The sequence below is a fragment of the Pseudomonas sp. HOU2 genome (genome assembly GCF_040729435.1).
GTDB lineage: Bacteria > Pseudomonadota > Gammaproteobacteria > Pseudomonadales > Pseudomonadaceae > Aquipseudomonas.
The window spans coordinates 320,437-347,343 of the sequence record NZ_CP160398.1; the positions used below are offsets into that span (position 1 = coordinate 320,437).

General features: G+C 59.7%; 21 protein-coding genes. 13 read left to right on the forward strand and 8 right to left on the reverse strand.

Going from position 1 to position 26,907, the window contains the following annotated elements:
- Window positions 1–8: 8 nt before the first annotated feature.
- Genes ABV589_RS01445 through pncA form a run of 3 tightly spaced genes read left to right on the forward strand, consistent with a single transcriptional unit; the run spans window position 9 to window position 1,899 of the window.
- Window positions 9–467 (forward strand): sigma-70 family RNA polymerase sigma factor, encoded by a 459-nt coding sequence (locus ABV589_RS01445; protein WP_260688120.1) that lies wholly within the window; start codon window positions 9–11, stop codon window positions 465–467.
- Complete coding sequence (locus ABV589_RS01450; protein WP_367084575.1) at window positions 464–1,222, forward strand: transcriptional regulator; 759 nt, start codon at window positions 464–466, stop codon at window positions 1,220–1,222. The genes ABV589_RS01445 and ABV589_RS01450 overlap by 4 nt, the downstream gene beginning before the upstream one ends.
- Before the next feature lie 50 nt (window positions 1,223–1,272).
- Window positions 1,273–1,899: a bifunctional nicotinamidase/pyrazinamidase gene (gene pncA, locus ABV589_RS01455; RefSeq protein WP_367084576.1), complete on the forward strand. Its 627-nt coding sequence runs from the start codon at window positions 1,273–1,275 to the stop codon at window positions 1,897–1,899.
- A gap of 156 nt (window positions 1,900–2,055) precedes the next feature.
- Here the strand turns inward: pncA and ABV589_RS01460 are convergent, their stop codons facing one another.
- Both ABV589_RS01460 and ABV589_RS01465 read right to left on the reverse strand, forming a co-directional pair.
- Entirely contained in the window at window positions 2,056–3,357 is a 1,302-nt protein-coding gene (locus ABV589_RS01460; protein WP_367084577.1) for an ATP-binding protein, read from the reverse strand.
- 4 nt (window positions 3,358–3,361) lie between these two features.
- Window positions 3,362–4,063 (reverse strand): response regulator transcription factor, encoded by a 702-nt coding sequence (locus ABV589_RS01465; protein ID WP_007963407.1) that lies wholly within the window; start codon window positions 4,061–4,063, stop codon window positions 3,362–3,364.
- A gap of 275 nt (window positions 4,064–4,338) precedes the next feature.
- On the opposite strand from ABV589_RS01465, the gene ABV589_RS01470 reads away from it, so the two are divergent.
- The 5 genes from ABV589_RS01470 to ABV589_RS01490 all read left to right on the forward strand — a co-directional run bounded on the left by ABV589_RS01470 (window position 4,339) and on the right by ABV589_RS01490 (window position 11,278).
- The gene (locus ABV589_RS01470; protein WP_367084578.1) at window positions 4,339–5,496 is read left to right on the forward strand and encodes an efflux RND transporter periplasmic adaptor subunit; all 1,158 of its coding nucleotides are present in this window, start codon (window positions 4,339–4,341) and stop codon (window positions 5,494–5,496) included.
- A 15-nt stretch (window positions 5,497–5,511) separates the two neighbouring features.
- Window positions 5,512–8,610, forward strand: a complete 3,099-nt coding sequence (locus ABV589_RS01475) for an efflux RND transporter permease subunit (protein ID WP_367084579.1) — start codon at window positions 5,512–5,514, stop codon at window positions 8,608–8,610.
- Window positions 8,611–8,809: 199 nt separating this feature from the next.
- A complete protein-coding gene (locus ABV589_RS01480; RefSeq protein ID WP_367084580.1) occupies window positions 8,810–9,649 on the forward strand; it encodes a hypothetical protein in 840 nt (279 codons plus the stop codon).
- A 310-nt stretch (window positions 9,650–9,959) separates the two neighbouring features.
- Complete coding sequence (locus ABV589_RS01485; RefSeq protein WP_102355174.1) at window positions 9,960–10,601, forward strand: DUF1345 domain-containing protein; 642 nt, start codon at window positions 9,960–9,962, stop codon at window positions 10,599–10,601.
- A 170-nt stretch (window positions 10,602–10,771) separates the two neighbouring features.
- On the forward strand, window positions 10,772–11,278 hold the full coding sequence (locus ABV589_RS01490; protein WP_367084581.1) for a hypothetical protein: 507 nt from the start codon (window positions 10,772–10,774) through the stop codon (window positions 11,276–11,278).
- A 77-nt stretch (window positions 11,279–11,355) separates the two neighbouring features.
- On the opposite strand, the gene ABV589_RS01495 is transcribed toward ABV589_RS01490, so the two are convergent.
- The 3 genes from ABV589_RS01495 to ABV589_RS01505 all read right to left on the reverse strand — a co-directional run bounded on the left by ABV589_RS01495 (window position 11,356) and on the right by ABV589_RS01505 (window position 16,661).
- Window positions 11,356–13,647, reverse strand: a complete 2,292-nt coding sequence (locus ABV589_RS01495; RefSeq protein ID WP_367084582.1) for an autotransporter outer membrane beta-barrel domain-containing protein — start codon at window positions 13,645–13,647, stop codon at window positions 11,356–11,358.
- A gap of 161 nt (window positions 13,648–13,808) precedes the next feature.
- Entirely contained in the window at window positions 13,809–15,776 is a 1,968-nt protein-coding gene (locus ABV589_RS01500; protein ID WP_367084583.1) for a hypothetical protein, read from the reverse strand.
- 90 nt (window positions 15,777–15,866) lie between these two features.
- Window positions 15,867–16,661 carry a hypothetical protein gene (locus ABV589_RS01505; RefSeq protein ID WP_367084584.1) on the reverse strand — a complete coding sequence of 265 codons (795 nt, stop codon included), beginning with the start codon at window positions 16,659–16,661 and terminating at the stop codon, window positions 15,867–15,869.
- A 201-nt stretch (window positions 16,662–16,862) separates the two neighbouring features.
- Here ABV589_RS01505 and ABV589_RS01510 point away from each other — a divergent pair, with 201 nt between their 5' ends.
- From ABV589_RS01510 to ABV589_RS01530, 5 genes are all read left to right on the forward strand, one after another.
- The gene (locus ABV589_RS01510) at window positions 16,863–17,891 is read left to right on the forward strand and encodes a LacI family DNA-binding transcriptional regulator (RefSeq protein ID WP_367084585.1); all 1,029 of its coding nucleotides are present in this window, start codon (window positions 16,863–16,865) and stop codon (window positions 17,889–17,891) included.
- Window positions 17,892–18,069: 178 nt separating this feature from the next.
- Window positions 18,070–18,852, forward strand: a complete 783-nt coding sequence (locus ABV589_RS01515) for a TIM barrel protein (protein WP_367084586.1) — start codon at window positions 18,070–18,072, stop codon at window positions 18,850–18,852.
- Window positions 18,845–19,903 carry a sugar kinase gene (locus tag ABV589_RS01520; protein ID WP_367084587.1) on the forward strand — a complete coding sequence of 353 codons (1,059 nt, stop codon included), beginning with the start codon at window positions 18,845–18,847 and terminating at the stop codon, window positions 19,901–19,903. Before ABV589_RS01515 ends, ABV589_RS01520 begins: the two co-directional genes overlap by 8 nt.
- Window positions 19,904–19,946: 43 nt before the next feature.
- Entirely contained in the window at window positions 19,947–21,245 is a 1,299-nt protein-coding gene (locus ABV589_RS01525; protein ID WP_007963386.1) for an MFS transporter, read from the forward strand.
- A 15-nt stretch (window positions 21,246–21,260) separates the two neighbouring features.
- On the forward strand, window positions 21,261–22,238 hold the full coding sequence (locus ABV589_RS01530; RefSeq protein WP_367084588.1) for a D-glycerate dehydrogenase: 978 nt from the start codon (window positions 21,261–21,263) through the stop codon (window positions 22,236–22,238).
- Between the two features lie 142 nt (window positions 22,239–22,380).
- Here ABV589_RS01530 and ABV589_RS01535 read toward each other — a convergent pair whose 3' ends face one another.
- From ABV589_RS01535 to ABV589_RS01545, 3 genes are all read right to left on the reverse strand, one after another.
- The gene (locus ABV589_RS01535) at window positions 22,381–23,568 is read right to left on the reverse strand and encodes an aminotransferase class I/II-fold pyridoxal phosphate-dependent enzyme (RefSeq protein ID WP_367084589.1); all 1,188 of its coding nucleotides are present in this window, start codon (window positions 23,566–23,568) and stop codon (window positions 22,381–22,383) included.
- A gap of 41 nt (window positions 23,569–23,609) precedes the next feature.
- Window positions 23,610–25,235, reverse strand: a complete 1,626-nt coding sequence (locus ABV589_RS01540) for a methyl-accepting chemotaxis protein (protein ID WP_367084590.1) — start codon at window positions 25,233–25,235, stop codon at window positions 23,610–23,612.
- A 353-nt stretch (window positions 25,236–25,588) separates the two neighbouring features.
- A complete protein-coding gene (locus ABV589_RS01545; protein ID WP_367084591.1) occupies window positions 25,589–26,731 on the reverse strand; it encodes a glycerate kinase in 1,143 nt (380 codons plus the stop codon).
- Between the last annotated feature and the right edge of the window lie 176 nt (window positions 26,732–26,907).

Below are 26,907 nucleotides of genomic sequence, written 5' to 3' on the forward strand. Positions count from 1 at the left end.
ACGGCCTGCTGCTGTCGCGCAATCGGCACGTTGCCGAGGATCTGGTGCAAGCCACGTGTGTGCGGGCGCTGGAACGTGCCGGCCAATATGTGGCCGGCACGCGCATGGATCGCTGGTTGCTGAGCATCCTGCATTCGATCTGGCTCAACGAAGTGCGCGCGCGTCGGGTGCGTCAGGGCACAGGCCAGGTCGATGCCGACGGGCAACTGGCCTTCGACGGCGAATACGCCGCACAAACCCACGTGATGGCGGCACAGGTGATCCGCCGGGTCGATGCGTTGCCGGAAACCCAGCGCGAAACCGTTTATCTGGCCTACGTTGAAGGCCTGTCCTACCGCGAAGTCGCCGAGATCCTGCAAGTGCCGATCGGTACCGTGATGAGCCGTCTGGCCACCGCGCGGCTGAAACTGGCCGAGTACCCGCCGCTGCAAGCCGTGCCGAAAACCACTGGAGGTGACCACCCATGAACAAGCCCTCCGACGAACAACTGGTGGCCTACCTCGACGACGAACTGGATCCCGCGTATCGCGCTCAACTCGACAGCGCGATTGTCGACGACCCGTTGCTCAGCCTGCGCGTGCAATGGTTCGAACGCAGCAGCCTGCCGTACAAAGAGGCCTATGACGAACTGGCGCAACAGGCGCCGCTGGAGCGTTTGCAGGCGCGCCTCGATGCCATCCCTGCCCCTCAGCGGCCAGGCCTGAGCCGACGCTGGTTCATTGGTGCGGCCGCCGCGAGTCTGCTGGCGGGCGGCGTGTTGGCCGATCGCCTGTTTCTCGCCTGGCAGTCACAGCAAGCGCATAACTGGCGCGCCCTGGTCGGCGACTACATGGCGCTGTATGTACCGCAAACGCTCGATCATTTGCCCAGCGACGAGGCCAGCCAACGCGCGCAATTGCGTGCGGTGGATGCGCGGCTCGGCCTGAACCTGTCACCGGCGCTACTGAAGTTGCCGGGCGCTGAACTCAAACGTGCACAAATGCTCGAGTACGACGGCGTACCGATTGCGCAACTGACCTATCTCGATGCGAAACACGGGCCGCTGGCCTTGTGCGTGACTCGCTCCAACAGTGGCAGCCAGCCTTTGGCGCACGAACGGCGGCATGAGATGAACGTGGTGTATTGGACCGAAGGTGAGCATGCGTGGATGTTGATCGGGCACAATCCGGCCCCGGCGCTGGAAGACCTCGCCAGACACTTGATCGAACGGTTGAGCGCATGAGTGCCGCTGCCACTATGCTGAGCGCGTGATTATCCAAGGAGGAAGCATCGATGCAGATTTCACCCCGCAGCGCCCTGCTGGTCATCGACGTGCAGAATGACTTCACCCCGGGTGGCCAGTTGGCCGTCCCCGAAGGCGATCTGATCGTGCCGCTGATCAATCGCCTCGGCGCTCTGTTCAAGCAAGTGATCATTGCCCAGGACTGGCACCCGAGCGGCCACGCGTCGTTTGCCTCGAGTCATCCCGGGCGCAAGCCTTACGATGTGATCCAGTTGCCCTACGGCGAGCAGGTACTCTGGCCGGATCACTGCGTGCAAGGCACCGTCGGCGCCGAGTTTCACTCCGAGCTGAAGCTGCCCCACGCGCAACTGATCATCCGCAAGGGCTGCAACCCGGACACCGACAGCTATTCGGCGTTTCTCGAAGCGGACCGACGCACCACCACGGGCCTAGCCGGCTACCTGAAGGAACGTGATATCGACACGGTGTACATGGTCGGTCTGGCGCTGGATTTTTGCGTGATGTTCTCGGCGCTGGATGCGCGGGCGGCGGGGTTCAATGCGTTTGTGCTGCTGGATGCCTGTCGCGCCATTGATATGGAGGGTTCACTGGCGGCGGCGATGGAGCGAATGCAGACGGCCGGGGTTGGCTTGATCCAGTCAAACCAACTGATCTGACACCGCAACCGCATCCCTGTGGCGAGGGAGCTTGCTCCCGCCCGGCGGCGAAGCCGTCGCAAAACCGGCAAATGACGCCTGGCTGCGGATTGCCTAGGGCCGCTTCGCAGCCCAGCGGGAGCAAGCTCCCTCGCCACAGGTTTTCCTTCACTTTATTCAGGCAGCGGTGGGCAACCACAATCTGAATCGCGCCCCGCCCAGCGGCGAACTTTCCACCGTCAGCGTCCCGCCCTGCGCCTCCAGCGCCCGGCGGCTGATCGCCAGGCCCAGGCCAAAGCCACCGGTGGCGCGGTCGCGGCTGCGATCAAGGCGATAAAACGGCTCGAAAATCCGCTCACGCTCGTCATCCGGGATGCCAATCCCATCATCGTCGACCCAGATCCCGCAGCCATCAGGGCTGACCTGCACGCCAATCTGAATACGTTTCTCGCAATAGCGCATGGCATTGCGCAGCAGGTTCTGGATCGCCCGGGCGGTCAGGCGGGGATCCAGCGAAAAGCGTTCGAGCTGACCATGCAACAACACATCAATAACGATGTCCGGTGACTCCAGCTCTTCATCGACACTGCCCAGAATGCTGTCGATGAACTCATCCAGCGAAACCTCAACCTGTTCGGGCAATTGCGCCGGATTCTGCAGGCGACTGTAAGACAGCAGTTCCAGCACCAACTCATCCAGTTCGCGAATGTGCGCAACCAGCCCTTGCAGGCGCTCGCGACTGGTCGCCGGTAAATCATCGGACAGCGCCAGGGCCAGGCCGAAGTCCAGACGGGTCAGCGGTGTACGCAATTCGTGGGACACCGCGTTGAGCAGGTCGCGCTGCTGATTGAGCAGATTTTCGATGTCGCCGGCCATGGTGTCGAACACGTTGGCCAGGCTGCCGATGTTGGAACTGGCGGGTATCTGCGTGCGCTCGTTCAGGTGGCCCTTGCCGAAGCGTTCGGCAGCGCCCTTGAGGCGTTCCAGATCGCGCCAGTGCGGGCGAATCCACAGCAGCAGGCAGGCGAGCATGCTCGCGCCGATCAGCACGTTGATGCTCCAGTACAACAGATTGACGTCCAGCGGATCCGGCGGCACCACCATTTGCACGGCGACATCATCGTTCAGCGGCGTGACCGCCAAGGTGCGCCAGCCCCAATCGCCGATACGCACCACGTTTTCCCCGGCGCGCAAACGCACTTGCTCGGGGGCGGTGAACCCGGCGTCGTCGATACGTGCCAGAGCGATGTGCAGCGGCTGGAAGTCTTTGTCCATCGACTGCGCCAGCGCTGACCACTGGTCTTGCGGCACCGCGTGAAACTGCCGGGTGATCAGCGATTGCAGGCCGCGCGAATAGTCGAGGTTGTAGGTGATGAAGCGCTCGCGGAACGCCATGACCACCAGATCCGGCACCAGATAGATCGCCGCGCTGTAGGAGATGATCGTCACCAGATACAGGCGAAACAGGATTCTGAACATCAGCTCAGCATTCCCACTCGGAACGGCTGAACAAGTAACCCTTGCCCCACACGGTCTTGATCTTGCGCGCCTCGCCGGCGTGGTCGTCGAACTTGCGCCGCAGCTTGGAAATCGCCACGTCCACCGAACGATCGGTGCCGTTGAACTCAATGCCGCGCAAGCGCTGGAGGATCTGATCGCGGCTCAGCACCTCCCCGGCGTGTCGGGCCAGGACCACCAGCAAATTGTATTCGCCGCTGGACAGCTCCACCGGTTGATCGCGCCAGGAAACGGTGCGCTCGGAGAGGTCGATGCACAGATTGCCCATGACGATCCGGTCATTGACCGTCATCGGCTCACCAAGGCTGCTGCGGCGCAGCAAAGTACGCACTCGTGCCAGCAGAACCCGTGGTTCGCAGGGCTTGGTGACGTAATCGTCTGCGCCCATTTCCAGGCCCAGTACCTGATCGTGACTGTCATCGCGGGCGGTCAGCATCAGGATCGGCAGCGTTGCCGAATCGGCCCGCAGCAAGCGGCAGACCTGCAGGCCGTCGAGGCCCGGCAGCATCAGGTCAAGGATCACCAGGTCCGGCGGATTGATCCGTGCCCGTTCGCGCACGTGGTCGCCACGGCCGATCACACTGACGGAATAACCGTTGCGCTCCAGGTAGCTGGAAATCAATTCGGCGAGGGCGGTGTCGTCTTCGACCAGGAGGATGTTGGGCATGGGGTGTTCCAGGAAGGTGCTGTGGCGACTGTTTGGGCCTCATCGCGAGCAGGCTCACTCCTACAAGGTTCGTGTCTGACACAGTTCCAATGTAGGCCTTCGCCTGCTCGCGATGACGGTTTATCTGTCGCAATAAATTTCAAGGCGTAAAGGATATACGCCCACACCCGTCCCTGAGTAAAACCCTTACACAATTTCACACAGCGCCTACAAAGCTTCACCGCTACCCTCGGCGTCTGGCCTTAGGATGCGGGCTTCAATATTGGGGGTAGTACATGTCGAAAAATCTGCTGGCCGGGCTCGGCCTCATCGCCGTTGCGCTGTTGCTGAGCGCCTGTGATTCGTCCTCGAAGGCCGAAGAAGAAGCGCCGCCGGCCACTGTGCGCATCGAGACCATCGAGGCCCGCCCCCTGTCGATCAGCAGCGAACTGAGCGGGCGGATCGCCGCGCCACGCATCGCCGAAGTACGTGCCCGAGTGGCCGGCGTGGTGCTGCAACGCACGTTCCGTGAAGGCAGCGACGTGAAAAAGGGCGACGTGCTGTTCCGCATCGACCCGGCACCGTTCAAGGCTGACCTGGACAGCGCCGAAGCCGCGCTGCGCAAAGCCGAGGCCAACGCCTTCCAGGCGAAGTTGCAGGAGCAACGCTACGCGCAGTTGATCGACGACAAGGCGATCAGCGCCCAGGATTACGACAATGCCCGCGCCAATGCCCGGCAAACCGCCGCCGACGTGGCAGCCAATAAAGCTGCGGTAGAACGGGCGAAGCTGAACCTCGGCTACGCCACCGTCACCGCGCCGATTTCCGGGAGGGTCGGCCGTGCATTGGTCACTGAAGGTGCGCTGGTCGGACAGAACGAAACCACGCCATTGGCACTGATTCAGCAGCTCAACCCGATCTACGCCGATCTCACCCAGTCGACCCGTGAACTCAATGAATTGCGCCGCGCCTTCCGTTCCGGGCAGTTGCAGGAAGTCGGTCAGGATCAGGTCAAGGCCACACTGATTCAGGATGACGGCAGCCTCTACCCGTTACCGGGCAAGTTGCTGTTCAGCGACATCAGCGTCGATCCGGGCACCGGCCAGATCATTCTGCGCAGCGAGTTCCCCAATCCTGACCTCGACCTGCTGCCGGGCAGCTTCATCCGCGTACGCCTGCAACAAGCCACCGTGCAGAACGGCATCACCGTACCGCAACGTGCGGTGCAGCGTGACAGCGCCGGTATCGCTCAGGTGCTGACCGTCGACCAGCAGATGCGCGTGGCGCAGCAACCGGTGCAACTGGGCGCAGTGCAAAACGATCGCTGGATCGTCACCGGCGGCCTCAAGCCCGGCGACCGCATTGTCACCGAAGGCCTGCAGCACGCCCGTCCGGGCGAAACAGTGCAGATCGACGACACCCCTCTTCCACTTGCCCAGACCTCTGGTCAGTAAGCAGGACGCTTTCCTATGCCGCAGTTCTTTATCGATCGCCCGGTGTTCGCCTGGGTTGTCGCCCTGTTCATCCTGTTGGCCGGTGCGCTGGCCATCCCGCAATTGCCGGTGGCGCAGTACCCCGACGTCGCCCCGCCGCAGATCGAAATCTACGCCGTGTACCCCGGCGCATCGGCACAGACCGTCGATGAAAGCGTGGTCAGCCTGATCGAGGAAGAGCTCAACGGCGCCGATCACCTGCTGTACTTCGAATCGCAGAGCAGCCTCGGCAGCGCGACGATCAAAGCCACCTTCCAGCCGGGCACCAACCCGGAGCTGGCGCAGGTCGATGTGCAGAACCGCCTCAAAGTGGTCGAATCGCGCCTGCCGCAAGCGGTGAACCAGCAAGGTTTGCAGGTGGAGAAAGTCTCTGCCGGCTTTCTGCTGCTGATCACCCTGACCTCCAGCGACGGCAAGCTTGATGACGTAGCGCTCAGTGATTATCTGGCGCGCAACGTGATGAACGAGATCAAGCGCATCGATGGCGTCGGCAAGGCGCAGCTGTACGGCGCCGAACGCGCGATGCGGATCTGGATCGATCCGCAGAAGCTGATCGGTTTCAACCTGACCCCGGCCGACGTCAACACCGCCATCGTCGCGCAGAACGCGCAGGTTTCGGCGGGCAGTATTGGCGATTTGCCCAATCCGTCCTCGCAGGAAATCACCGCGACCATTTTGGTCAAGGGTCAGTTGTCGACTCCGGAAGAATTCGCCGACATCGTGCTCAAGGCCAACCCCGACGGCTCCACCGTGCGCATCGGCGATGTGGCGCGGGTCGAAGTCGGCAGTCAGGAATACCAGTTCGGCACGCGCCTGAACGGCAAGCCGTCCACCGCCGTCGGCGTGCAATTGGCGCCGGGAGCCAATGCGCTGGCGACCGCCACCTTGATCCGGGCGAAGATGGACGAACTGTCGCGCTACTTCCCGACCGGCGTCGAATACAAGATACCGTACGACACCTCGCCGTTCGTCAAAGTCTCGATCACCAAAGTGGTTTACACCTTGGGCGAGGCGATGCTGCTGGTGTTTGCGGTGATGTTCCTGTTCCTGCAGAACATCCGCTACACGCTGATCCCGACGCTGGTGGTGCCGGTGGCGCTGATGGGCACGTTCGCCACCATGCTGGCGCTGGGTTTCTCGATCAACGTGCTGACCATGTTCGGCATGGTGCTGGCCATCGGCATTCTGGTGGACGACGCCATCGTCGTGGTGGAGAACGTCGAGCGCATCATGGCCACTGAAGGCTTGTCGCCGAAAGAGGCGACGCGCAAGGCCATGAAGCAGATCACCGGGGCGATCATCGGCATCACTCTGGTGCTGGTGGCGGTGTTTATTCCGATGGCGTTCATGCAGGGTTCGGTGGGCGTGATTTACCGGCAGTTCTCGCTGTCGATGGCGACTTCGATCCTGTTCTCGGCGTTCCTTGCCCTGACTCTGACGCCTGCACTGTGCGCCACGCTGCTCAAGCCGATTGCCAAGGGTGAGCACCATGAGAAAAGCGGCTTCTTCGGCTGGTTCAACCGCCGCTTCGAGCAACTGACCGATCGCTATCAAGGCTGGGTCGGCTACGCGCTGAAGCGCAGCGGGCGATATCTGTTGATCTACGGCGTGCTGCTGATCGGTATGGGGCTGTGCTTTGCGCGTCTGCCCTCCTCGTTCCTGCCGGTCGAGGATCAGGGTTACACCATCACCGACATTCAACTGCCACCCGGGGCCACCAAGAACCGTACGGTGCAGGTCGCCGAGCAACTTGAAGCGCATAACGCTGGCGAGCCCGGTATCAGTGACAGTGTGGTGATTCTCGGCTTCAGCTTCTCTGGTAGCGGGCAGAACGCGGCGCTGGCCTTTTCCACGTTGAAAGACTGGTCGCAGCGCAGCAGCGATGACGCGGCAAGCTCGATTGCCGACCGCGCCAACATCGCCCTGAGCCAGATCAAGGACGCGATGGCGTTCTCGGTACTGCCACCGCCCGTAGACGGCCTCGGTACGTCCAGCGGCTTCGAATTCCGTCTGCAGGATCGCGGCGGTCTCGGTCACGCGACATTGATGCAGGCGCGCACTGAACTGCTCGCCGCCGCCGAGAAAAGCCCGGTACTGATGAATGTGCGCGAAAGCGCGCTGGCCGAAGCGCCGCAGGTGCAACTGGAAGTAGACCGCAAGCAGGCCAATGCGCTGGGCGTGTCGTTCGCTGACATCGGCAACGTGTTGTCCACCGCCGTGGGTTCCTCCTACATCAACGACTTCCCCAATCAGGGGCGCATGCAGCGGGTGGTGGTACAGGCCGAAGGCGATCAGCGCAGTCAGGTCGATGACCTGCTGAAAATGCACGTGCGCAATAACGCCGGGCACATGGTGCCGCTGTCGGCGTTCGTTCAGGCCAAATGGACGCAAGGCCCGGCGCAACTGACCCGTTATAACGGTTATCCGGCGATTGCGATTTCCGGCGAACCGTCGCCAGGCCACAGCACCGGTGAGGCCATGGCGGAGATTGAACGGCTGGTCGCTCAAGGGCCGAAAGGTCTGGGTCAGGAGTGGACCGGGCTGTCGTTGCAGGAACGTTTGTCCGGCAGCCAGGCGCCGATCCTGCTCGGCCTGTCGTTGCTGATCGTGTTCCTGTGCCTGGCGGCACTTTACGAGAGCTGGTCGATTCCGACTTCGGTGCTGCTGGTGGTGCCGCTGGGCGTGCTCGGCGCAGTGCTGGCGGTGACCTTGCGCGGGATGCCCAACGACGTGTTCTTCAAGGTCGGGCTGATTACCATCATTGGTCTGTCGGCGAAGAACGCGATCCTGATCATCGAATTCGCCAAGAGCCTGTATGACGAGGGCCACGACCTGATCGATGCGACGTTGCAGGCAGCGCGCCTGCGTCTGCGCCCGATCGTCATGACTTCGCTGGCGTTCATCCTGGGCGTGGTGCCGCTGGCCATCGCCACCGGCGCCAGTTCGGCGAGCCAGCAGGCGATCGGTACCGGCGTGATCGGCGGGATGATCACTGCAACGCTGGCGGTGATCTTCGTGCCGTTGTTTTTCGTGGTGGTGATGAAGCTCGTGCAACGCTTTACCAAACACCACTGATCCCTGTGGGAGCGGGCTTGCCCGCTCCCACAGTGTCATTCGAAGGGTCAACTCAGTGTTCACCTCCCCCTCGCCTTTCCCGCTGAAAGACAACACCTGTCAACTCTGACAGTTATGCAGAATATCCCGCACCCTTACCCTGAAACGCCACTGACTGATCAGTGAAGCAACAGCGGCTTCAGGGCCAAGGACAGCAATCATGAACGATCAAACCAACGAGCAGCATATGAGTGCAGTTATTGAAGGCACCCATCCCCATACATTCAAAGCGAACAGAGACTGGGCAATCTCCCAGTTCGAAAATCGGTTCTGGATCCGCGCCGTTCACGATGAAAACGAGGACGGGCAAGATCAGCAAAATGACAAACCACAGCACCTCATAACGCTGAGGGTTCCCGACACTATTTCGAATGACGGCGAGGAGAACGTCCTGCAGATCGGCGGGAATACCGAGGCCATTTACGCCCGTTTCTCCAGTTGGGGAGGTCCTGTTCACCCGGCGCGTTCCGGCAAGATCAAAATTCACTACGACTGGAAAACCGCTCGTATGTACGGCGAGTATCACTTCAAAATCAGCTCCCTTGGAGAGCAGCTGGACATTATCAAAGGCATTTTTGATCTGACCGGCATTACTGACTCGGTACAAAACAAGCAATACGTAGCGACAGGCACCTTCACCGCCAATGGCGGACTTGGCGAGTTCAAAGCCGATAAGTTGAGCATCACGAAACATCAGCCGTCGCCGATTATCCCGCCCTATCTTGAAGTGAGAGCTGCGCAGGGTTCCGATATTCAGATTCGCTACACCATTTTCATCATGGGCGACTTGACAGCTGGGGAGTTTGATCTGTCGAAAAAAGATGAGGTGTACATCGTTCACAACTCGTCCAAAGGTGAGCTTTACATCTCAACGTCCGGAAAGCTGAATTTTACCGCCGACCCCACCGAGAAACTGATCACCGGCACGTTTGATGCGCAGTTCCGCGATAGCTTGGAAAATGAGGTAAACGCAAAGGGTGAATTCAATATCGAGGTCTGACAACCACCGCCCCGTGGGAGCAAGCCCGCTTGTGTCTGAGTAAGGGAATAAACTCTGGGGTGAGAGGGGTGGATGGCAAGCTGTGAGTCCGCGGTGCTTGAAGCACGAGTGGGAGCAAAGCTGCCATCCACCTTTCTACTCTGGCCCCTAAGCCCGAACAGTTGGACGAGCGCCACTCGAATCACAAGCCTGTCACACAGTGGTGCCGTTGTTCGTTGTGGTGGTGATGAAGCGCTCCAAAACGTCAGCTCCTACAAAAGCACTGCTGCGTGCGCTAAGGTTCCGGGATTGATCATCACTGTGAGTCCTCATGCGCTTTCTCGCCCGCACCCACCCTCGCCTGTCCGCCGCCGCTCTGGTGGGCCTTGCCACCGGCCTGCTGGTCCCTGCCGATTCGATCATCAGCAAAATACTGATTGGCTGGAATGCCGGCGTCTGGACCTACCTGATCCTGATGTTCTGGTTGACCGTTCGGGCGAAGGCGCCGGACGTCAAACGTATCGCCGTCATCGAAGACGAAAACGCCGGGCTGGTATTGTTCGTGGTGTGTATCGCGGCGTTGGCCAGCCTGGCCGCCATCACCCTGGAGCTGGCCGGCACCAAAGATCTGGATACCCATCGCAAACTTCTGCATTACGCGTTCACCGCCCTCACCGTCGTAGGTTCGTGGCTGGTGATCGGGGTGATTTTCAGCGTGCACTACGCCCGGCTGTTTTACACCTGGGACGGCAAGGAGCCGGCACTGCGCTTTGCCGAGGGCCTGACAACACCCAATTACTGGGACTTCCTGTATTTCTCGTTCACCATCGGGGTCGCGGTACAGACGGCCGATGTCGGCGTCGCCACTCGCGACATTCGCAAGATCGTACTGGCACAGTCATTGATCGGGTTTGTGTTCAACACGGCGATTCTGGGCTTCTCGATCAATATTGCGGCAGGGTTGTTTGGTTGAAGGTCATTCACAAACACAAGAATCGACGCCAATAAAAAATCACATAAAAACGGCGATGTATACCTGTAAAGTCTGACAGTTTACAGCTTCGTCTGGCTGGCATCTCATAGGCTATCCCGCCTGTATTGAACGGCGAGATACCCTTTGTCATGACAGCGGAGGCTGGATCTATGAACGCATTAGCAAAAGTGCCATACCAATCAGTGATGGAAGGCTCATGTACAGGAACAATCAATGTAACAGAGCCTTACAAGGCCAGCATGGTAATACTGTCTGAGGCGACCTACCCCCCGCCTCATGGTGAGGCACATGTCATGCAGGCCACACAGCGGGGGGCGGCCCCGGATTATAAAACCAAGGAAGTCACGGTTTCTTTTACCAAGGGTCTCGCGAACGACAGATATGCATTGCTTCCTGGCTCTCCTAGCGTCCAGGTAATTTTTGTCGATAGTTCTACACCGGGTACACCAATCTCCTATACCAACAACAATGGAATAGCTGAACTCGCATTCGACGCTGATAAATCCATTTTCAGTGGCATTATTAACGCCACACTCGAAAATCGGGATGAGGACACAATTAGAACCGTCAATCTGTACGTCAAATTTGAAACCCTGCCAACACCACCTATGCGGCGAATTCCGCGTCCACCGTCATCCCGCAGGGGCCCATGCTGATTGATCGACGCCAGGCCGGTTAGCCATCTAAAAGAAAAGGAGGCCGAAGCCTCCTTTTCTAATTTCCAGTATGCCGATCAGAACGTGTATCGCAAGCCCAGGGTCAATCCGGCGGGTTGACGGAAGTTCTTGCCGTCGCTGTATTCATAGTCGGCATGCATTTGCAGGTTTTTCGATACCGATGCCGCGACACCGGCTCCGACCATTCCCCGTGCCCCGGAAAGATCGTTCTTGAACACGTTGTCATTGACCTTCACTTCGTTGTTTTTGGCGAACTCATAGCCGCCACCCACCCGCAGATAAGGTTGCACTTCAACGTCATTGTTCAGTTTGAAGTTGCGACCCGCCGTCACACCCGCTTCACCGAGGAGTGAACGTGCGCGGCCACCGTCTGCCTGCAAATCGTTGTCCAGCGAAAAGTCTTTGCCCTGAATGACCACGGCCGACCACTTGGTGAAGGGCTCGACGAAATAACCGTCGTCAAGCTTGATGTGCCGACCGAATTCCACCGATCCACCGACCCCCGTGTTGTCATAGTCGCCTTTGGCCCGGGCGCCGTCGCTCAGGCTGACCTTCGCTTCGTTGCGAAACCGGTTCACTTTCAACACGGCATCGGCGTAATAACCGCTGTTTGCATCCAGCCAGGTGGCGTAAGTGCCCAGGTAGTAACTGTCGACATTACCCGACGTGCCCGCATTCAGATCGAGGTCGGACTTGCTGTGGCCGCCCATCACACCAACCAGCCACTGACCGTCCCCTACCGGCAGGGTGGTGTCAGCCCCCAGGGTGAACCCCACCTGACTCTGCCGGTAGCCGACACCGGATCCGTCAGCGATCTGATATTGATTGCCATAGGTCCGCCCCCAGGCGCCGCCCTGCCCGCCATTGAAACGCAACTCACCCATCCGGCTGCGCAACGAGGTCAGCTCGCCATACCAGGTCGGCAGAGGCGTATTGAACAGTGCCAGTACCGAGCGTGCGCCCGGGCTGACAATGCGAGAGGTCGGGTCAAGAATCCAGTCGTTGCCACTCTTGGCCAAGGCGTAGGAATACGCGCCTTGATCGACGACATTGCCCTGCAGCGAAAATTGTGCGGAGCCACCGTTGGTCTTGACCACCGTCACTGGCTGACCCGCAGGCGGTTCCGTACCGCTGCTGGCAATGAGCAATTCGTGCGAACCGCTGGCCGTGCCGGTGACGTTGAGCAAATCGGTCTGGCCGGTCGCCAGATCGGTACCCATGATGAAATGGCCGTTGCCGGACAGATTGGTCACATCCAGTTGATAGAACGCGTTGTCTGCCCCGAACTTGACCGAGCCACCATTGAGCACAAGATTTCCGACCTGGCTGTTATCCACCAGCACCCATTGTGAGTTGTCGTTGATCGTGGCGTTGGCCACGTTTCCAAGCCGGCCAGTCAGCACCGAATTGTTCTGCAAGGTCAGCCCGAACGTGCTGCCCGCCTCCGTCACGATATCGCCATTGAGTGTACTGCTGTTGACGGTCATTGAAACATCGGAACCGCCCCTGACCTCAACCAAGGTGTTATTGCCCGCCAGAAGTCTGGAGTTGGAAAGTGTCAATGTCGCGGTGGTCCGCTCGACATTAGCGAAATCCACCAGAATGGCGGAACCGTTTTTACCCTGAACAGTGGTGTTGTCCAGATTCAACGTGGCGGGTGCTACGCCTGTTACATCCAGCGCGATGAAGACACCGTTCTGAGCGCCCGTGAGGGTACTGTTTCTGGCAACGGCATCAGCACTCTGCAGCCACAGGCCATAACCCGAAGGGCCGGTTCCCTCAAGGGTCGAGTCGGCGACATTGATCAGGCTGTGGGAGGTGGCCAGGGCGCCAGCGGTCACGCCGGTGATGATGCTGTTATTGGTGATATTGGCTGTCGAGCCCGCCTGCGTGCCGAACACGCGCGCCGCCGACAGACCGATTCTGTCCGCATTGATCGTGCTGTTGTCGACGTTGCCCAGACTTGAGACAAGCTGCAAACCCGCTCGGACACCCACGCTCGACAGGTTGGCGCCGCTCAGATTCACCGTCGAGTTGTTGGTGGCACTGATACCCTGAGTTCGGCTACCAGCGTTGACATTCACCGTCGAGCGGTTGGCGGTGATTGCCAGGGTCTCGGCATTGTTGACGTTCAGCGTGGCATTTTGAGTGAGATCCCAGCGTTCGATGGCATCTCCTGTATTGACGTTCGCGGTGCCCCCTACTACGGGTGCTGCACTGGCAAAGGAAGAAATCACAAGAAATGGCAAGCACAGTCCTTTCAATGAAAAGCCACGGAACGAACGTAAATACATACTGGTCACCTGCTCCGAAAAATAAACGATCGAATACGACGAGATGCCCGGCATCTCGTTTCTGAAGGGGTGCAAGGCTATAGAGCAATTACTTTGTTATCTGTAGGACTTATCCTTTTCTCATGAGCGATAACTCTATGCACACGAAGATTAAAACGCAGATGTGAACATGAGGGCGTGAAACAAATACACGCCCCCATTGATTCACACGTCAATCAAGGACTGACTTCTTCACAAAATTTACCTTCGTTATTGACCAGGAATACGGCGTGAATGGCAGGTGTCGATTCCGGTAGAACGCTGGAGATTGCGTAGGTCAGTTTGCCCCAGCCTGCTGATACAGGTTTCAGATGAGTTGCGTATACGCCGATTTCGAACACCATATCTTTAACCGGATCCGGAACCGGTTGGTCAACAACTTGCACGCGGGTTCCCGGAATAGGAACGGTAGCGTTTTCATCCGAGAACCCTTCCCAAGTCAAAGTCACTGTGCGCCCGACAACCATTGAAGGACTTTGCGGCACAGTCACTTTGAGATTGCGTCGAGTAGTACCATCCCCATTCGGCGGGAAGTTCAATGTCTGGCAGGAAATCCGGTTCCTTACCAGATCACTTACCACCGGGGCCGGCAAGTCGATTTTTGTGATGTCTACAACAACATCCTGTTCTTTCGAAAATACCGGGTTGTTCCCGCCAATCCGGGAAAGTTTCCACTTGATCTTGATAGTTGCGTTTTGTTTCAACTCGATAACACTCCATGGCACCGGAACAGGCCCCAGTTCCGTTCCCTCATCGCCAGGCTGCAACAGGATATCCGGCGTTAACGCTACATCGTCATAAAACACGGTGACTGACAGCGCGGTTTCGGCAGGAGGAGCGGCATAGAGTTTTACGAAGATTTCCGCATCCTTGCCATAGTCGTTATCGTCGAGGATGTTATCGACGCCTTGAGAAGAAACCAGTCGTGGCAAATCAAAGTTCGGGTTGACGTCGCTCGGCTCATCGGGATTGTCGGGGCCATCCTGGAAGATATCGACTTCGATATCGGTGTCTTCCGTGGCAATCGGCGCGCCAGCTCCCCGGAACATTTCGTAACGGACATTAGTTGGGACAGGCACGTCAGTGACACCGTATTCTGCTTTGATGATTGCGTAATCCACCGGAAAGACCAGCGTCGTATTGGTGCCCACAGGCTGCTCGGAACCTGCTTGCGTTTTGCCCCAATATACCCGGATGGAGTCGGAAGGCGCGCTGGGCTGGGGAACGGGCACTTCGACAGTGACCCCAAGCATGCAATCCGCCACATCAATCAGGGTATCGCCATCCGTGCCATCCGCCAGCGGAACATCAGGTTTCTTCGGCACAGGGGGAGCAAGGTGCCGGACCACTCGCGTGTTTTGTTTTGACCTGTGACTGATATTGCCTACCCGATCCTTGACTATGAATCTCAGCTCATTCACCCCATCCTTCAGAGCATTGAGAATACTGAGAGGAATGTTGATTAGCCCGCTCGCCGGAACAGTCACATCTTTCAGAACGGGTGTGGCATAGGCCGGATCGTTCGTGATGCCAAAGTAGATATCACAAACGTCTGTCGCTTCGGCATTGAACGTTGCGAGCGTGATTCTGACGTCGATACCGCCAGGGTGGGCGCCCAGGTAGGCATCATCGATCTCCTGACTGGGTGGCAAATCTGCGGGAAAAATGATCGCGGGTGGCGACAGGTCCGAGGCTGGTGACTTGATCTGGTAAGGCTTGGTCTTGTCGATGCGGTATTGGGTGATATCGGCGTCAGTCGGGTTAGCACCTCCGGCATAGATGATGTATTCAAGGTCATATTCGGTGGGCGTTTCCGGTGTTGGCAACTCTACAAGTCGGGCCAGTGGTATCGCGAGCGGCAGGGGCCAGGTGCGATTGGCAATTGGACCCAGAGGATGATCGAGTAAAAGCGTGATAGGGGTTGTACCACCATTGACGTATAGATTGACGTCCAGCGTATCGTTCGCGAATTCGTCAGGCGGCTGAGGAATCGTATACGGCAGGTTTGCATTCAACTTCGAAATCGGAATACGCCCATCTCCAGGAATTCTGTCGGCAATAGTGGCACCGGGCAAATTCGATGGGCCGTTACCTTGCAACCGAACCTGTTTGTTGAAGGCAGTATTTCTTACTCTGGTGTTCATGACGTGATCTCCGTTTCTCATGCATAAAGGCACCTTATCCGGCGAGACGCGAAAGTCGGTGCTAGGGTTTGACGCTTTGTACCAATACTTTCAAGGACCGCACGGCAAGTTTTCACCGGGAATTATCCGGTCAATCTTGACCACTCCACTGTTTGAGGACCCGATCAATCTGAAACCACGATAAATTGAATAACCGGCCTTGCCCGATGCATCCTTTTTCATAGGTTCTATATGCGGCACAAATGGCTCTACCGTGATAGAGAAACCGACAGCAATTTCCTGCGCACTCAACAGTGTTTTGTCGATTCGTTTGTAAGTACCCGGGATGACAGTTCCACTGCCATTCAGAGTTGAATAACCGGACCATTCCACTGCACAGACATCACCAATCTGACAAAAAGCTGGCAGTGGCGGTACCTTGACCTCAATCCCGTTCCAGACTGGAGGGTTGGAACTGCAATTGAGATACCCCCATATATTGGCTGCGGGGAAATCCGGCGCGGGCAGATTGACCGGAACGGGAGTGTGATCGATGGTTAAAGTTCGAGAAGCAGAGTAAGCGGGATTACCTACAAAGTTTTGTGTCTCATAAGACAACTCCACGATGCCATCATTGATCAGAAACTGTGGACCGATGGGAATAATGATCTCGGGCGCTGTAATAGGCGATGTATAAGTCGTTGTAGAAATAAACTCGACAACACCGTTTCGTGTCAGCCGAACAATCAGAGTATCTTGCTCTCCGGGTGGGGACTGTTGCGGCCATACAGGAATAATGACCTCAATACCATTCTGCAGGAGATCAGGCGGAATGTTCCCGGCAGGATCGCTTTCCGGGATACCACGAACCTGCGGAGCGTCATAGACGAGAATATTGTCAGGCATGTCATTCCCCGTTGATTTCCAGAGTGGTACTGGAATCAATTAGGCGCCAATTCTCGGCATCGACCAACTGTCAGATCTGACAGGTAAAACGACCGTCTGTCAGATTTCTTCTGATCACTCGCCACATATCCCTGTTGACGTAGCGCGGCTGATGAGGTTTCCTGAAACCGGTTTCACAGTATAAAAACAAGGCCCGCCTACATGAACGACTTCTCCGCCGCCCAGCGCAGCCGCGTGACCATGCTTGATGTCGCCGAACGCGCCGGCGTCTCCAAGGCCAGCGTCTCGCGCTTTATCGGCGACGACCGCGCCCTGCTCTCCGAAGCTATTGCCCTGCGTATCGAGCAAGCGATCAGTGAGCTGGGTTATCGCCCGAACCAGATGGCCCGTGGCCTGAAACGCGGGCGCACCCGCCTGATCGGCATGCTGGTGGCCGATATCCGCAACCCTTATTCTATTGCCGTGATGCACGGGGTGGAAACCGCCTGCCGTGCGCACGGTTACAGCCTGGTGGTATGCAACACCGACCGCGACGATGAGCAGGAGCGCCAGCATTTGGCGCTGTTGCGCTCGTACAACATCGAAGGGCTGATCGTGAACACCCTCGGCCATCACCGTGAAGAACTCCACGAACTGCACCGCGAGATGCCGTTGGTACTGGTGGACCGCAAGGTGGAAGGCCTGGACAGCGACATGGTCGGGCTGAACAACCCGCAAGCCATCGAGATGGCGCTGGAGCATCTTCAGCATCGTGGCTATCGCGATGTGCTGCTGGTAACCGAACCGTATGACGGCACCAGTTCGCGGATCGAGCGGGTCAGCAGTTTTCAGGCGCAAATTGCCCGGCGCTCCGGGTTGACCGGCGTCGTACTGGAAACCGACGACGCACTCGCCACTCATCTGCAAACCTTTTTAACCACACCAGCGACCGGACCTAAAGCCCTGTTCTGCGCCAACGGCGTGGCGGCGCTGGCCTGCACCCTGGCCTTGCGCGAAATCGGTTGCCGGTTGTTCGAGGATGTCGGGCTGATTGCCCTGGATGATCTGGATTGGTACCCGTTGGTGGGCAGCGGGATTACCGCCCTCGCCCAGCCGACGGCCGAGATTGGCGCGCGGGCGTTTGAGTGTTTGCTCAAGCGCTTGCGAGGGGATGTCGAGGTAGCGCGCAGGGTGGATTTTGCGCCGGTGTTGGTTGAGCGGGGTTCTACCAGAAGGATTGGTGGTGTTTGAGCTGACGCCTTCGCTGGCAAGCCAGCTCCCACAGGGTTTTGTGGTGTCAATGCAATCTATCCAGCCCCCCAGAAAATTGTGGGAGCTGGCTTGCCAGCGATGAGGCCCGAAAGGCCATCACAGAACCACCTGATATTTTTTTGAACAAAAATGAAACCGGTTTCAGAGGTAGATAACAATGAATAAACCTGCCGTTTCCATCAGCCTGTCCAGCTACGGCGCCGAGCTCGTGCGCCAGCGCGGCCAAGACTTCTTCATCGATGTGCTGGCCGCTGCTGGCGCTGATCGCATCGAGTGGCGCGAAGAGTTGCTGACCCGCGAAGTGCCCGAGCAACTGCACGCCGCCGCCCAGGCGCAGGGCCTGCAAAGCATTTATTCGTCGCCGAGCGAACTGTGGCTCGCCGGGCAGGCACGGCCCAATCCGGAGCTGATCAACGCCCTGCAACACGCAGAGGCATTCGGCTCGAAATGGCTGAAAGTCTCGCTCGGTTACTTCACCGACAACTGTGATTTGCAGGCGCTGAAACAGCTGCTCGGCGCCAGCCCGGTGCAGTTGCTGGTGGAAAACGACCAGACCTTGCAGGGCGGCCGCATCGAGCCGTTCCAGCGTTTTTTCGCGGCGGTGGAGCAGCATGATTTGCCAATCAAGATGACCTTCGACATCGGCAACTGGCAGTGGCAGGACCAGTCCGCCGCCAACGCCGCACGCCTGCTCGGACGCCACGTCGGCTACGTGCATTGCAAAGCGGTAGCGCGCCGCGCCGACGGCAAACTGGTCGCCGTACCACCGGCCGTCAGCGACCTGCATTTGTGGGAACAACTGCTGCGGCACATGGCCCACGGCGTTATGCGTGCCGCCGAATACCCGTTGCAGGGCGATGATCTGGTGGCACTGACCACCGAACATGTCGCCGCCCTCGCCCGCCTCGGCCAATCGCGTCTGGAGCCTGCCCATGTCTGAGATCGATATTCTGTCGTTCGGCGAAACCATGGCGATGCTGGTCGCCGAACAGACCGGTGATCTGGCTGCCGTCGAGCACTTTCACAAACGCATTGCCGGCGCCGACAGCAACGTGGCGATCGGCCTGTCGCGCCTGGGTTTCAATGTGGCGTGGCTGAGCCGGGTCGGCGCCGATTCCCTCGGACGCTTCGTGGTCCAGACCTTGATCGAGGAAGGTCTGGATTGCAGTCACGTCGCAGTCGACAGCGCGCATCCGACCGGTTTCCAGTTCAAGTCGCGTAACGACGATGGCAGCGATCCGCAAGTCGAGTATTTCCGCCGTGGCTCGGCGGCCAGTCATCTGTCACCGCTGTCGATCAGTGACAGCCTGCTGAGCGCCCGCCACCTGCACGCCACCGGGATTCCACCGGCACTGTCGGCGAGCGCCCGGGAAATGTCTTGCGAGCTGATGACGCGCATGCGCCATGCCGGGCGCAGCGTGTCGTTCGACCCCAATCTGCGCCCAAGCCTGTGGGCCTCTGAGCAAGAGATGATCCGCGAGATCAACCGCCTCGCCGCCCTCGCCCACTGGGTGCTGCCGGGTTTGAGCGAGGGTCGGTTGCTGACCGGATTCGAAGACCCGGCGGATATCGCGGCGTTTTATCTCGATCAGGGTGCCGAAGCCGTGGCGATCAAACTCGGGCCGCAAGGTGCCTATTACCGCACGCAACTGGATCAGGGTTTTGTCGCCGGGGTACCGGTGGCCAACGTGGTCGACACCGTGGGTGCGGGGGACGGATTTGCCGTCGGCATGATCAGTGCCCTGCTGGAGCATCAGAGTTTTGCCGAGGCGGTGCAACGCGCCAACTGGATTGGCAGTCGGGCGGTGCAGAGTCGCGGGGATATGGAGGGGTTGCCGACCCGGTGCGAGCTCTCCAGCGAATTCGAGGCCGCCATCGCTGGCAAGCCAGCTCCCACAGGGTTCGGCGGTGGGAATGCAATAGTCGACTTACCCGAGATACATGTGGGAGCTGGCTTGCCAGCGATGAGGCCCGCTCAGACAACCGATTAATTGAACCTGCTGCGACAAAAACAACAAGCTCAGGAGCAACACCATGAAAACTGCAACCCTCGCCGCCCGCCGCTGGTGGTACATCATGCCGATCGTGTTCATCACCTACAGCCTGGCGTATCTGGATCGCGCCAACTACGGCTTCGCCGCCGCCTCCGGCATGGCTGCCGACCTGATGATCACCCCGGGCCTGTCTTCATTGCTCGGGGCGCTGTTCTTCCTCGGCTACTTTTTCTTCCAGGTGCCGGGAGCGATCTACGCGCAAAAGCACAGCGTGAAAAAGCTGATTTTCTTCAGCCTGATTTTCTGGGGCGGCCTCGCCACCCTGACCGGGGTGGTGTCCAACGCCTACTGGCTGATCGTCATCCGCTTCATGCTCGGCGTGGTCGAAGCCGCGGTGATGCCGGCGATGCTGGTTTACCTGTGCCACTGGTTCACCCGTGCCGAACGCTCGCGGGCCAACACTTTTCTGATCCTCGGCAACCCGGTGACCATGCTGTGGATGTCGGTGGTTTCCGGCTATCTGGTGCAGCACTTCAGTTGGCGCTGGATGTTCATCATCGAAGGCTTGCCGGCGGTGATTTGGGCGTTTATCTGGTGGAAACTGGCCGATGATCGTCCGGCTCAGGCCAAGTGGCTGAGCGACCAGGAAAAGCACGATCTGGAAAGCGCCCTCGCCGCCGAACAGGTCGGGATCAAAGCGGTGAAAAACTACGCCGAAGCGTTCCGTTCGCCGAAGGTGATCATTCTGGCGCTGCAGTTTTTCTGCTGGAGCATCGGCGTCTACGGCTTCGTGCTGTGGCTGCCGTCGATCCTCAAGGCCGGCGCGCAAATGGACATGATCGAAGCCGGCTGGCTGTCGGCGCTGCCGTATCTGGCGGCGGTGATCGGCATGCTCGCAGTGTCGTGGGGTTCGGACAAACTGCAAAAACGCAAACGCTTCGTCTGGCCGCCACTGCTGATCGCCTCCATTGCGTTCTACGGCTCCTACGCCCTGGGCGCCGAGCATTTCTGGTGGTCGTACACGCTGCTGGTGATCGCTGGCGCCTGCATGTACGCACCGTACGGGCCGTTCTTCGCCATCGTTCCGGAAATCCTCCCGGCTAACGTTGCCGGTGGGGCCATGGCGCTGATCAACAGCATGGGTGCGCTGGGTTCGTTCGGCGGCTCGTATCTGGTCGGTTATCTGAACAGCTCCACCGGTTCGCCCGGCGCTTCGTACCTGCTGATGAGCGGCGCGTTGCTGCTGTCGGTGGTGCTGACGATTTTTCTCAAGCCCGGCGCCAGTGACCGCGTCGTGGCCAAAGCCGTTGCCACGCGTCCTGTGCCAGCGCATTCCTGAAAGGATTTTTCGTCCATGAAAAAGCAAGTCGTGCTGTACAAGAAACTCTCGCCGGCGCTGATGACGCGTCTGCAGCAACAGTGTGACGTGACACTGATCGAAAGCCTCGACGCCGACGGCTTGATGAAACTGCGCGACGCCCTGCCCGGCGCCCACGGTTTGCTCGGCGCCAGCCTGAAACTCGACGCTGCGTTGCTCGACCTCGCGCCGCAACTGCAAGCGATTGCCAGCGTTTCGGTGGGTGTCGACAACTACGACATCGACTATCTGACGCGGCGCAAGATCCTCCTGAGCAACACTCCGGACGTGCTCACCGAAACCACCGCCGACACCGGTTTCGCCTTGATCCTCGCCACCGCCCGGCGCGTGGTGGAGCTGGCGAACATGGTGCGCAGCGGCCAGTGGCATCGCAACATCGGCCCGGCGCATTTCGGCACCGATGTGCATGGCAAGACCCTGGGCATCATCGGCATGGGCCGCATTGGCGAAGCGTTGGCGCAGCGCGGGCATTTCGGTTTTGGCATGCCGGTGCTGTATCACAGCCAGTCGCGCAAACCGGCAGTCGAGGCGCGTTTCGACGCGCAGTACCGCAGCCTTGAGGCGCTGCTGCAAGAGGCGGACTTCATCTGCCTGACCTTGCCGCTGACTGCGCAGACCGAAGGTTTGATCGGCGCCGAGCAGTTTGCGCTGATGCGCCCCGAGAGCATTTTCATCAACATCTCGCGGGGCAAAGTGGTGGATGAAGCGGCGCTGATCGACGCGTTGCGCCATCAGCGGATTCGCGCAGCGGGGCTGGATGTGTTCGAGCGTGAGCCGCTGAATCATGATTCGCCGTTGTTGCAGCTGAATAATGTGGTGGCAACCCCGCACATGGGCTCGGCGACGCATGAGACGCGCGAGGCGATGGCACGGTGTGCGGTGGACAATCTGCTGGCGGCTTTGGCTGGGGAGAAGCCGGTGAATCTGGTGAATCCGGCGGCTTGGCAGGGCTGATATCTTCAGTGCCTGTTCTGAACAAATCGCTGGCAAGCCAGCTCCCACAGGTTATTCAGTGTTCATTACATTTCAGAACGACACAAAACCCTGTGGGAGCTGGCTTGCCAGCGATGAGGCCGGGACAGGCCCCACAAAACTGTCAGGCACTACGCGCCTGAAGAAGCTGCACCGCACACAACGCAATCCGCGCACAGGCATCCGCCAGCTGCACCCGATCCAGCACCAGCCCGATGCGAATATGCCCCGCCGCACTTGGCCCGAACGCCTCCCCCGCCAGCACCGACACGCCGTACCCTTCCAGCAGCCGCTCGGCAAACGCCTGCGCGCCATACCCGGTCTGGCGTACATCGACCATCACGAACATCCCGCCATCCGGGCGAATCGGCTGCAGCCCCGGGCAGCCGCGCAAGCGTTCGCACACCAGATCCCGGCGCAACCGATATTCCTCGCGCATCTGCGTCACCTCCGGCAGATCGCTTGCCAACGCGACTTCCGCTGCTTTCTGCACGAAGTCCGGCAGGCCGAAGAGCATGCTCAACGACAGGTTCACCAGATGCTCGGCCAAGGCTTTCGGCCCGATCGACCAGCCGATACGCCAGCCGGTCATGGCGTGGGATTTCGACAGGCTGTTGATGGTCGCCGTGCGTTCGGCCATGCCCGGTAGACTCGCCGGGCTGATATGTTCGCCCTCGTACAGCAGATCGCTGTAGACCTCGTCACTGATCAGCCACAAATCGTGGCGCACGCACAGCGCCGCCAGTTCCTGCCAGATCAGCAGGGACAGGCTTGCGCCAGAGGGATTGTTGGGACTGTTTAGCAGCATCGCGCGGGTCTTTGGCGTGATCCGCGCGGCAACATCGGCGGGATCAACGCGAAAACCGTTCTCCGGCCTGACCGGCACCGGCACCACCGTCGCACCGCAGGCGCCGAACACGCCCTCGTAGGTGACGTACATCGGCTCGGCGACGATCACTTCGTCACCCGGATCCAGCAGGCATTGCGCCACCGAATACACCGCGCATTGCGCGCCGGGCAGCACGATCACGTGCTCGGCATCCACCACCTGACCGCTGCGCCGCTGGTGGCGGGCAGCGATCAATTTACGCAGCGCCAAGCGGCCACGCACCTCCGAATAATGCGTATCGCCAGCCAGCAGGCTATCGATGGCGCCGTGGATGATCGGCAGCGGCGTGTCGAAATCCGGATCGCCCACGCTCAGCAGCAGGATATCGACACCCTCGGCGCGCATCTCCAGCGCTCGGTCATGAATCTGCCAGGCCGCTGCTCCCTCCCCGGCGATGCGTTGGGTCAAGGCTGAATAGCGCATGCACGTCTCCTGATTGCGCGGTCTCCAGCCTTCACCCTAGGTCAAATCACAAACCGCGCCACCATGGCATTCAAATCCACTGCCAGACGCGACAGTTCATGGGTGGCGGCGCTGGTCTGGTTGGCCCCGGCAGCCGATTGGGTGGCCAGGTCGCGAATATTGACCAGGTTGCGATCAACTTCACGGGAGACCTGCGCCTGTTCTTCCGAGGCGCTGGCGATCACCAGGTTGCGCTCGTTGATCTGATGGATCGACTGGGTGATCTGTTCCAGCGCCACACCGGCGGCGCGGGCCATTTCCAGGGTGGTCTGGGTGCGCTGGTTGCTTTGCTGCATCGACGAAACCGCTTCACCCGTGCCGTTCTGGATGCCGGCGACCATTTTTTCGATTTCCTGGGTCGATTGCGCGGTGCGATGGGCCAAGGCGCGCACCTCGTCCGCTACTACGGCGAAACCGCGTCCGGCCTCACCGGCACGCGCCGCTTCGATCGCCGCGTTGAGCGCCAGCAGGTTGGTCTGTTCGGCGATGGCGCGAATCACGTCGAGCACCTTGCCAATGTCGCGGCCCTGCGCGGCGAGGCCTTCGATCATTTGCGCGGTGTTCTGCACGTCGTGGGTCATGGTCTGGATCGCGTCGACGGTTTTCACCACCTGGTCGCGACCTTCGCGAGCGGCCTGGGTCGACTGGTTCGAGGCTTCGGAGGTCGACACCGCGTTGCGTGCGACTTCTTCCACAGCGGCGGTCATCTCGTTGACGGCGGTGGCAGCCTGCTCGATTTCATCGTTCTGCTGCTGCAGACCACGGGAAGCCTCTTCGGTGACCGCGCTAAGCTCTTCGGCAGCAGCGCCAAGTTGCGTGGCGGAGCCGGCGATCTGTTCGATGGTTTTGCGCAGGTTGGTCTGCATCAGGGCCAGCGCTTCGAGCAGGCGGGCCGGTTCGTCCTTGCCGTCGACTTCAATGGTTTTGCTCAGGTTGCCGCCGGCAATGGTTTGCGCCGCCAGCACTGCACGGTTCAGCGGGGTAACGATGCTGCGGGTCAGCAGCAGGGCCAACAGCACCGTCGCCAAAGCGGCAACCACCGCGACAATGACGATGCCGGTGATGGCGCTGTCGTAGTGCTCGCCCGCTTGAGCGGACGCGTCTTTCGCACCGGCGGCGTTGATCGCAATCAGTTTGTTGAGCTGCTCGCCCATCTGATCGGTGCCGTCCTTGATTCGCGTATTGATCAGGGTGCGCATCTCCTCGACCTTGTCCTGACGCGACAGCTCCATCATCTGGTTTTGCGCTTGCAGATAGTTCTCCAGCGTCGCGGCGAACGCTTTGTATTGCGCCAGCTCTTCGCTACCGGCGGGCAACGCGGCATAACTGGCCTGAGCACTGCGCACCTTGTCCACCAGCACGCCGATGCGCGTTTGCGCTTCTTGCAGACCTGCCGGGTCGCGGTTGACCAGAATCCGGAACGACAGGATCCGCAGGCGCAAAACGTTTTCCGTCACCACGCCAAGGTAGGTCACGCTGGGCAGTTGATTGGTCTCCATGTCGATGGAGGTCTGGCGAATGGTCGTCATGCGGTTGACGGCGAACACGCCAAGAACGATCACCAGCAAGGCAATAAAGGCAAAACCGAGGAAGGCACGGGGCGCGATATTCAGGTTACGCAAGGACATGGTTGGACTCTCGGGTAGAGGTAACTGCGAGCGTCCTTGCCGTCATCACTGGACCTTGGGGCGGTTTCAGTGTGGCGTCACTGTTCGAGGGAATCTGTGTGCGCCTGATCTCTGTATCGGCTGGGCTTTAGGAAGATTTGGTGTAAAGCGAAAATATTTTTCAAGGTGTTTCAGCACTGAAACACCGTTGAAGCTTGCCCTACTTCTGTGGCGAGGGAGCTTGCTCCCGCTGGGCTGCGAAGCGGCCCTATAACCTGCCACCACGTATCATCAGTTTCACCGCATCAGGCAGGTTGACGACTGCTGCGCAGCCGAGCGGGAGCAAGCTCCCTCACCACAACATCTTCAGGGCGTCAGCTATTGAGTTTGGCCATCTGCCAGACCCGGGCAATGTCAGCCGCGCGCTCACGCAACAAACGCGGAGCCTCGGCGCAGGCCTGTTCGAGGGTCATCGGGCCGCTGGTCACGGCGAAGGCCGCATCGATGCCGTGCTCGTAGAGTTCCTGATAACCCTCGCCCAGGGTGCCGGCGATGACAATCACCGGGACATCGTGTTGCTTGGCAATCCGCGCCACGCCGAACGGGGTCTTGCCGCGCAGGGTTTGCGCGTCGAACCGCCCTTCGCCGGTGATCACCAGATCGGCGCCGTTGACCGCTTCGGCCAGCCCGACCAACTCGGCCACCACTTCAACGCCGGCCTGAAATTGCGCACCGAGAAACGCCTTCGCCGCAAAACCCAGTCCACCCGCTGCACCGCTGCCCGGCTCATCGCGAACGTCCTTGCCCAACGCCTGCGCGCAGAGTTCGGCGAAGTGGCCCAGCGCCTGATCCAGTTGCTGCACCTGTGCCGGTGACGCGCCCTTTTGCGGGCCGAAAATCGCCGAGGCGCCGTGCGGGCCGCACAGCGGATTGTTGACGTCCGCGGCGATGTCGAAGCGCACTTGGGCCAGACGCGAATCCAGATCACTCAGATCCAGATGGGCCAATTGCGCCAAGGCAAGACCACCCGGCACCAGTGGCTGGCCTTGCGCATCGAACAATTTCAAACCGAGCGCCTGCATCGCGCCGGCGCCGCCGTCGTTGGTGGCGCTGCCGCCAATCGCCAGAATCACCCGTTGCGCACCGGCATCCAGCGCGGCGCGAATCAGTTCACCGGTGCCGAAGGTGCTGGTGATGCAGGCATCGCGCTGCCCTGTGGGTACCAATTGCAAACCACTGGCCTCGGCCATTTCGATGATCGCGGTGTGGTTGTGTGGCAGCCAGCCCCACGCGGCATCGACCGGTGTGCCCAACGGCCCGCGTACGCGGGTGCGGCGCAGCTCGCCTTCACACGCGGCAAGAATCGACTCCACCGTGCCCTCGCCACCGTCGGCCATCGGGCACTTGACCAATGTCGCCTGCGGCCAGACTTGCGCCAGCCCCAGGGCAATGGCCTCGGCAACGCCTTGGGCACTCAGGCTGTCCTTGAACGAATCGGGGGCGATGACGATCTTCATGCGAATTCTCCAGTTCCAATGCCCCTCATGCTGCCAGTCGGCATGCGCATTGACGCCTGTCCGCTGCACAAGGGCGGTAGGCGTTTATTGTTCATTTCTACAAAGACCTTGGGCTTGATGCCGAATGTTCTGGCCTCATCGCTGGCAAGCCAGCTCCCACAAGGATCTTCAGTGGC

Bases quoted from the DNA above. Each gene is read 5' to 3' on its own strand.
- ABV589_RS01465 (WP_007963407.1), bottom strand. From the start codon at position 4,063: ATGCCCAACATCCTCCTGGTCGAAGACGACACCGCCCTCGCCGAATTG.
- ABV589_RS01450 (WP_367084575.1), top strand. From the start codon at position 464: ATGAACAAGCCCTCCGACGAACAACTGGTGGCCTACCTCGACGACGAA.
- ABV589_RS01495 (WP_367084582.1), bottom strand. From the start codon at position 13,647: ATGCCGGGCATCTCGTCGTATTCGATCGTTTATTTTTCGGAGCAGGTG.
- ABV589_RS01475 (WP_367084579.1), top strand. From the start codon at position 5,512: ATGCCGCAGTTCTTTATCGATCGCCCGGTGTTCGCCTGGGTTGTCGCC.
- ABV589_RS01505 (WP_367084584.1), bottom strand. From the start codon at position 16,661: ATGCCTGACAATATTCTCGTCTATGACGCTCCGCAGGTTCGTGGTATC.
- ABV589_RS01535 (WP_367084589.1), bottom strand. From the start codon at position 23,568: ATGCGCTATTCAGCCTTGACCCAACGCATCGCCGGGGAGGGAGCAGCG.
- ABV589_RS01515 (WP_367084586.1), top strand. From the start codon at position 18,070: ATGAATAAACCTGCCGTTTCCATCAGCCTGTCCAGCTACGGCGCCGAG.
- ABV589_RS01485 (WP_102355174.1), top strand. From the start codon at position 9,960: ATGCGCTTTCTCGCCCGCACCCACCCTCGCCTGTCCGCCGCCGCTCTG.
- ABV589_RS01480 (WP_367084580.1), top strand. From the start codon at position 8,810: ATGAACGATCAAACCAACGAGCAGCATATGAGTGCAGTTATTGAAGGC.
- ABV589_RS01470 (WP_367084578.1), top strand. From the start codon at position 4,339: ATGTCGAAAAATCTGCTGGCCGGGCTCGGCCTCATCGCCGTTGCGCTG.
- pncA (WP_367084576.1), top strand. From the start codon at position 1,273: ATGCAGATTTCACCCCGCAGCGCCCTGCTGGTCATCGACGTGCAGAAT.
- ABV589_RS01520 (WP_367084587.1), top strand. From the start codon at position 18,845: ATGTCTGAGATCGATATTCTGTCGTTCGGCGAAACCATGGCGATGCTG.
- ABV589_RS01490 (WP_367084581.1), top strand. From the start codon at position 10,772: ATGAACGCATTAGCAAAAGTGCCATACCAATCAGTGATGGAAGGCTCA.
- ABV589_RS01525 (WP_007963386.1), top strand. From the start codon at position 19,947: ATGAAAACTGCAACCCTCGCCGCCCGCCGCTGGTGGTACATCATGCCG.
- ABV589_RS01510 (WP_367084585.1), top strand. From the start codon at position 16,863: ATGAACGACTTCTCCGCCGCCCAGCGCAGCCGCGTGACCATGCTTGAT.
- ABV589_RS01460 (WP_367084577.1), bottom strand. From the start codon at position 3,357: ATGTTCAGAATCCTGTTTCGCCTGTATCTGGTGACGATCATCTCCTAC.
- ABV589_RS01545 (WP_367084591.1), bottom strand. From the start codon at position 26,731: ATGAAGATCGTCATCGCCCCCGATTCGTTCAAGGACAGCCTGAGTGCC.
- ABV589_RS01500 (WP_367084583.1), bottom strand. From the start codon at position 15,776: ATGAACACCAGAGTAAGAAATACTGCCTTCAACAAACAGGTTCGGTTG.
- ABV589_RS01530 (WP_367084588.1), top strand. From the start codon at position 21,261: ATGAAAAAGCAAGTCGTGCTGTACAAGAAACTCTCGCCGGCGCTGATG.
- ABV589_RS01540 (WP_367084590.1), bottom strand. From the start codon at position 25,235: ATGTCCTTGCGTAACCTGAATATCGCGCCCCGTGCCTTCCTCGGTTTT.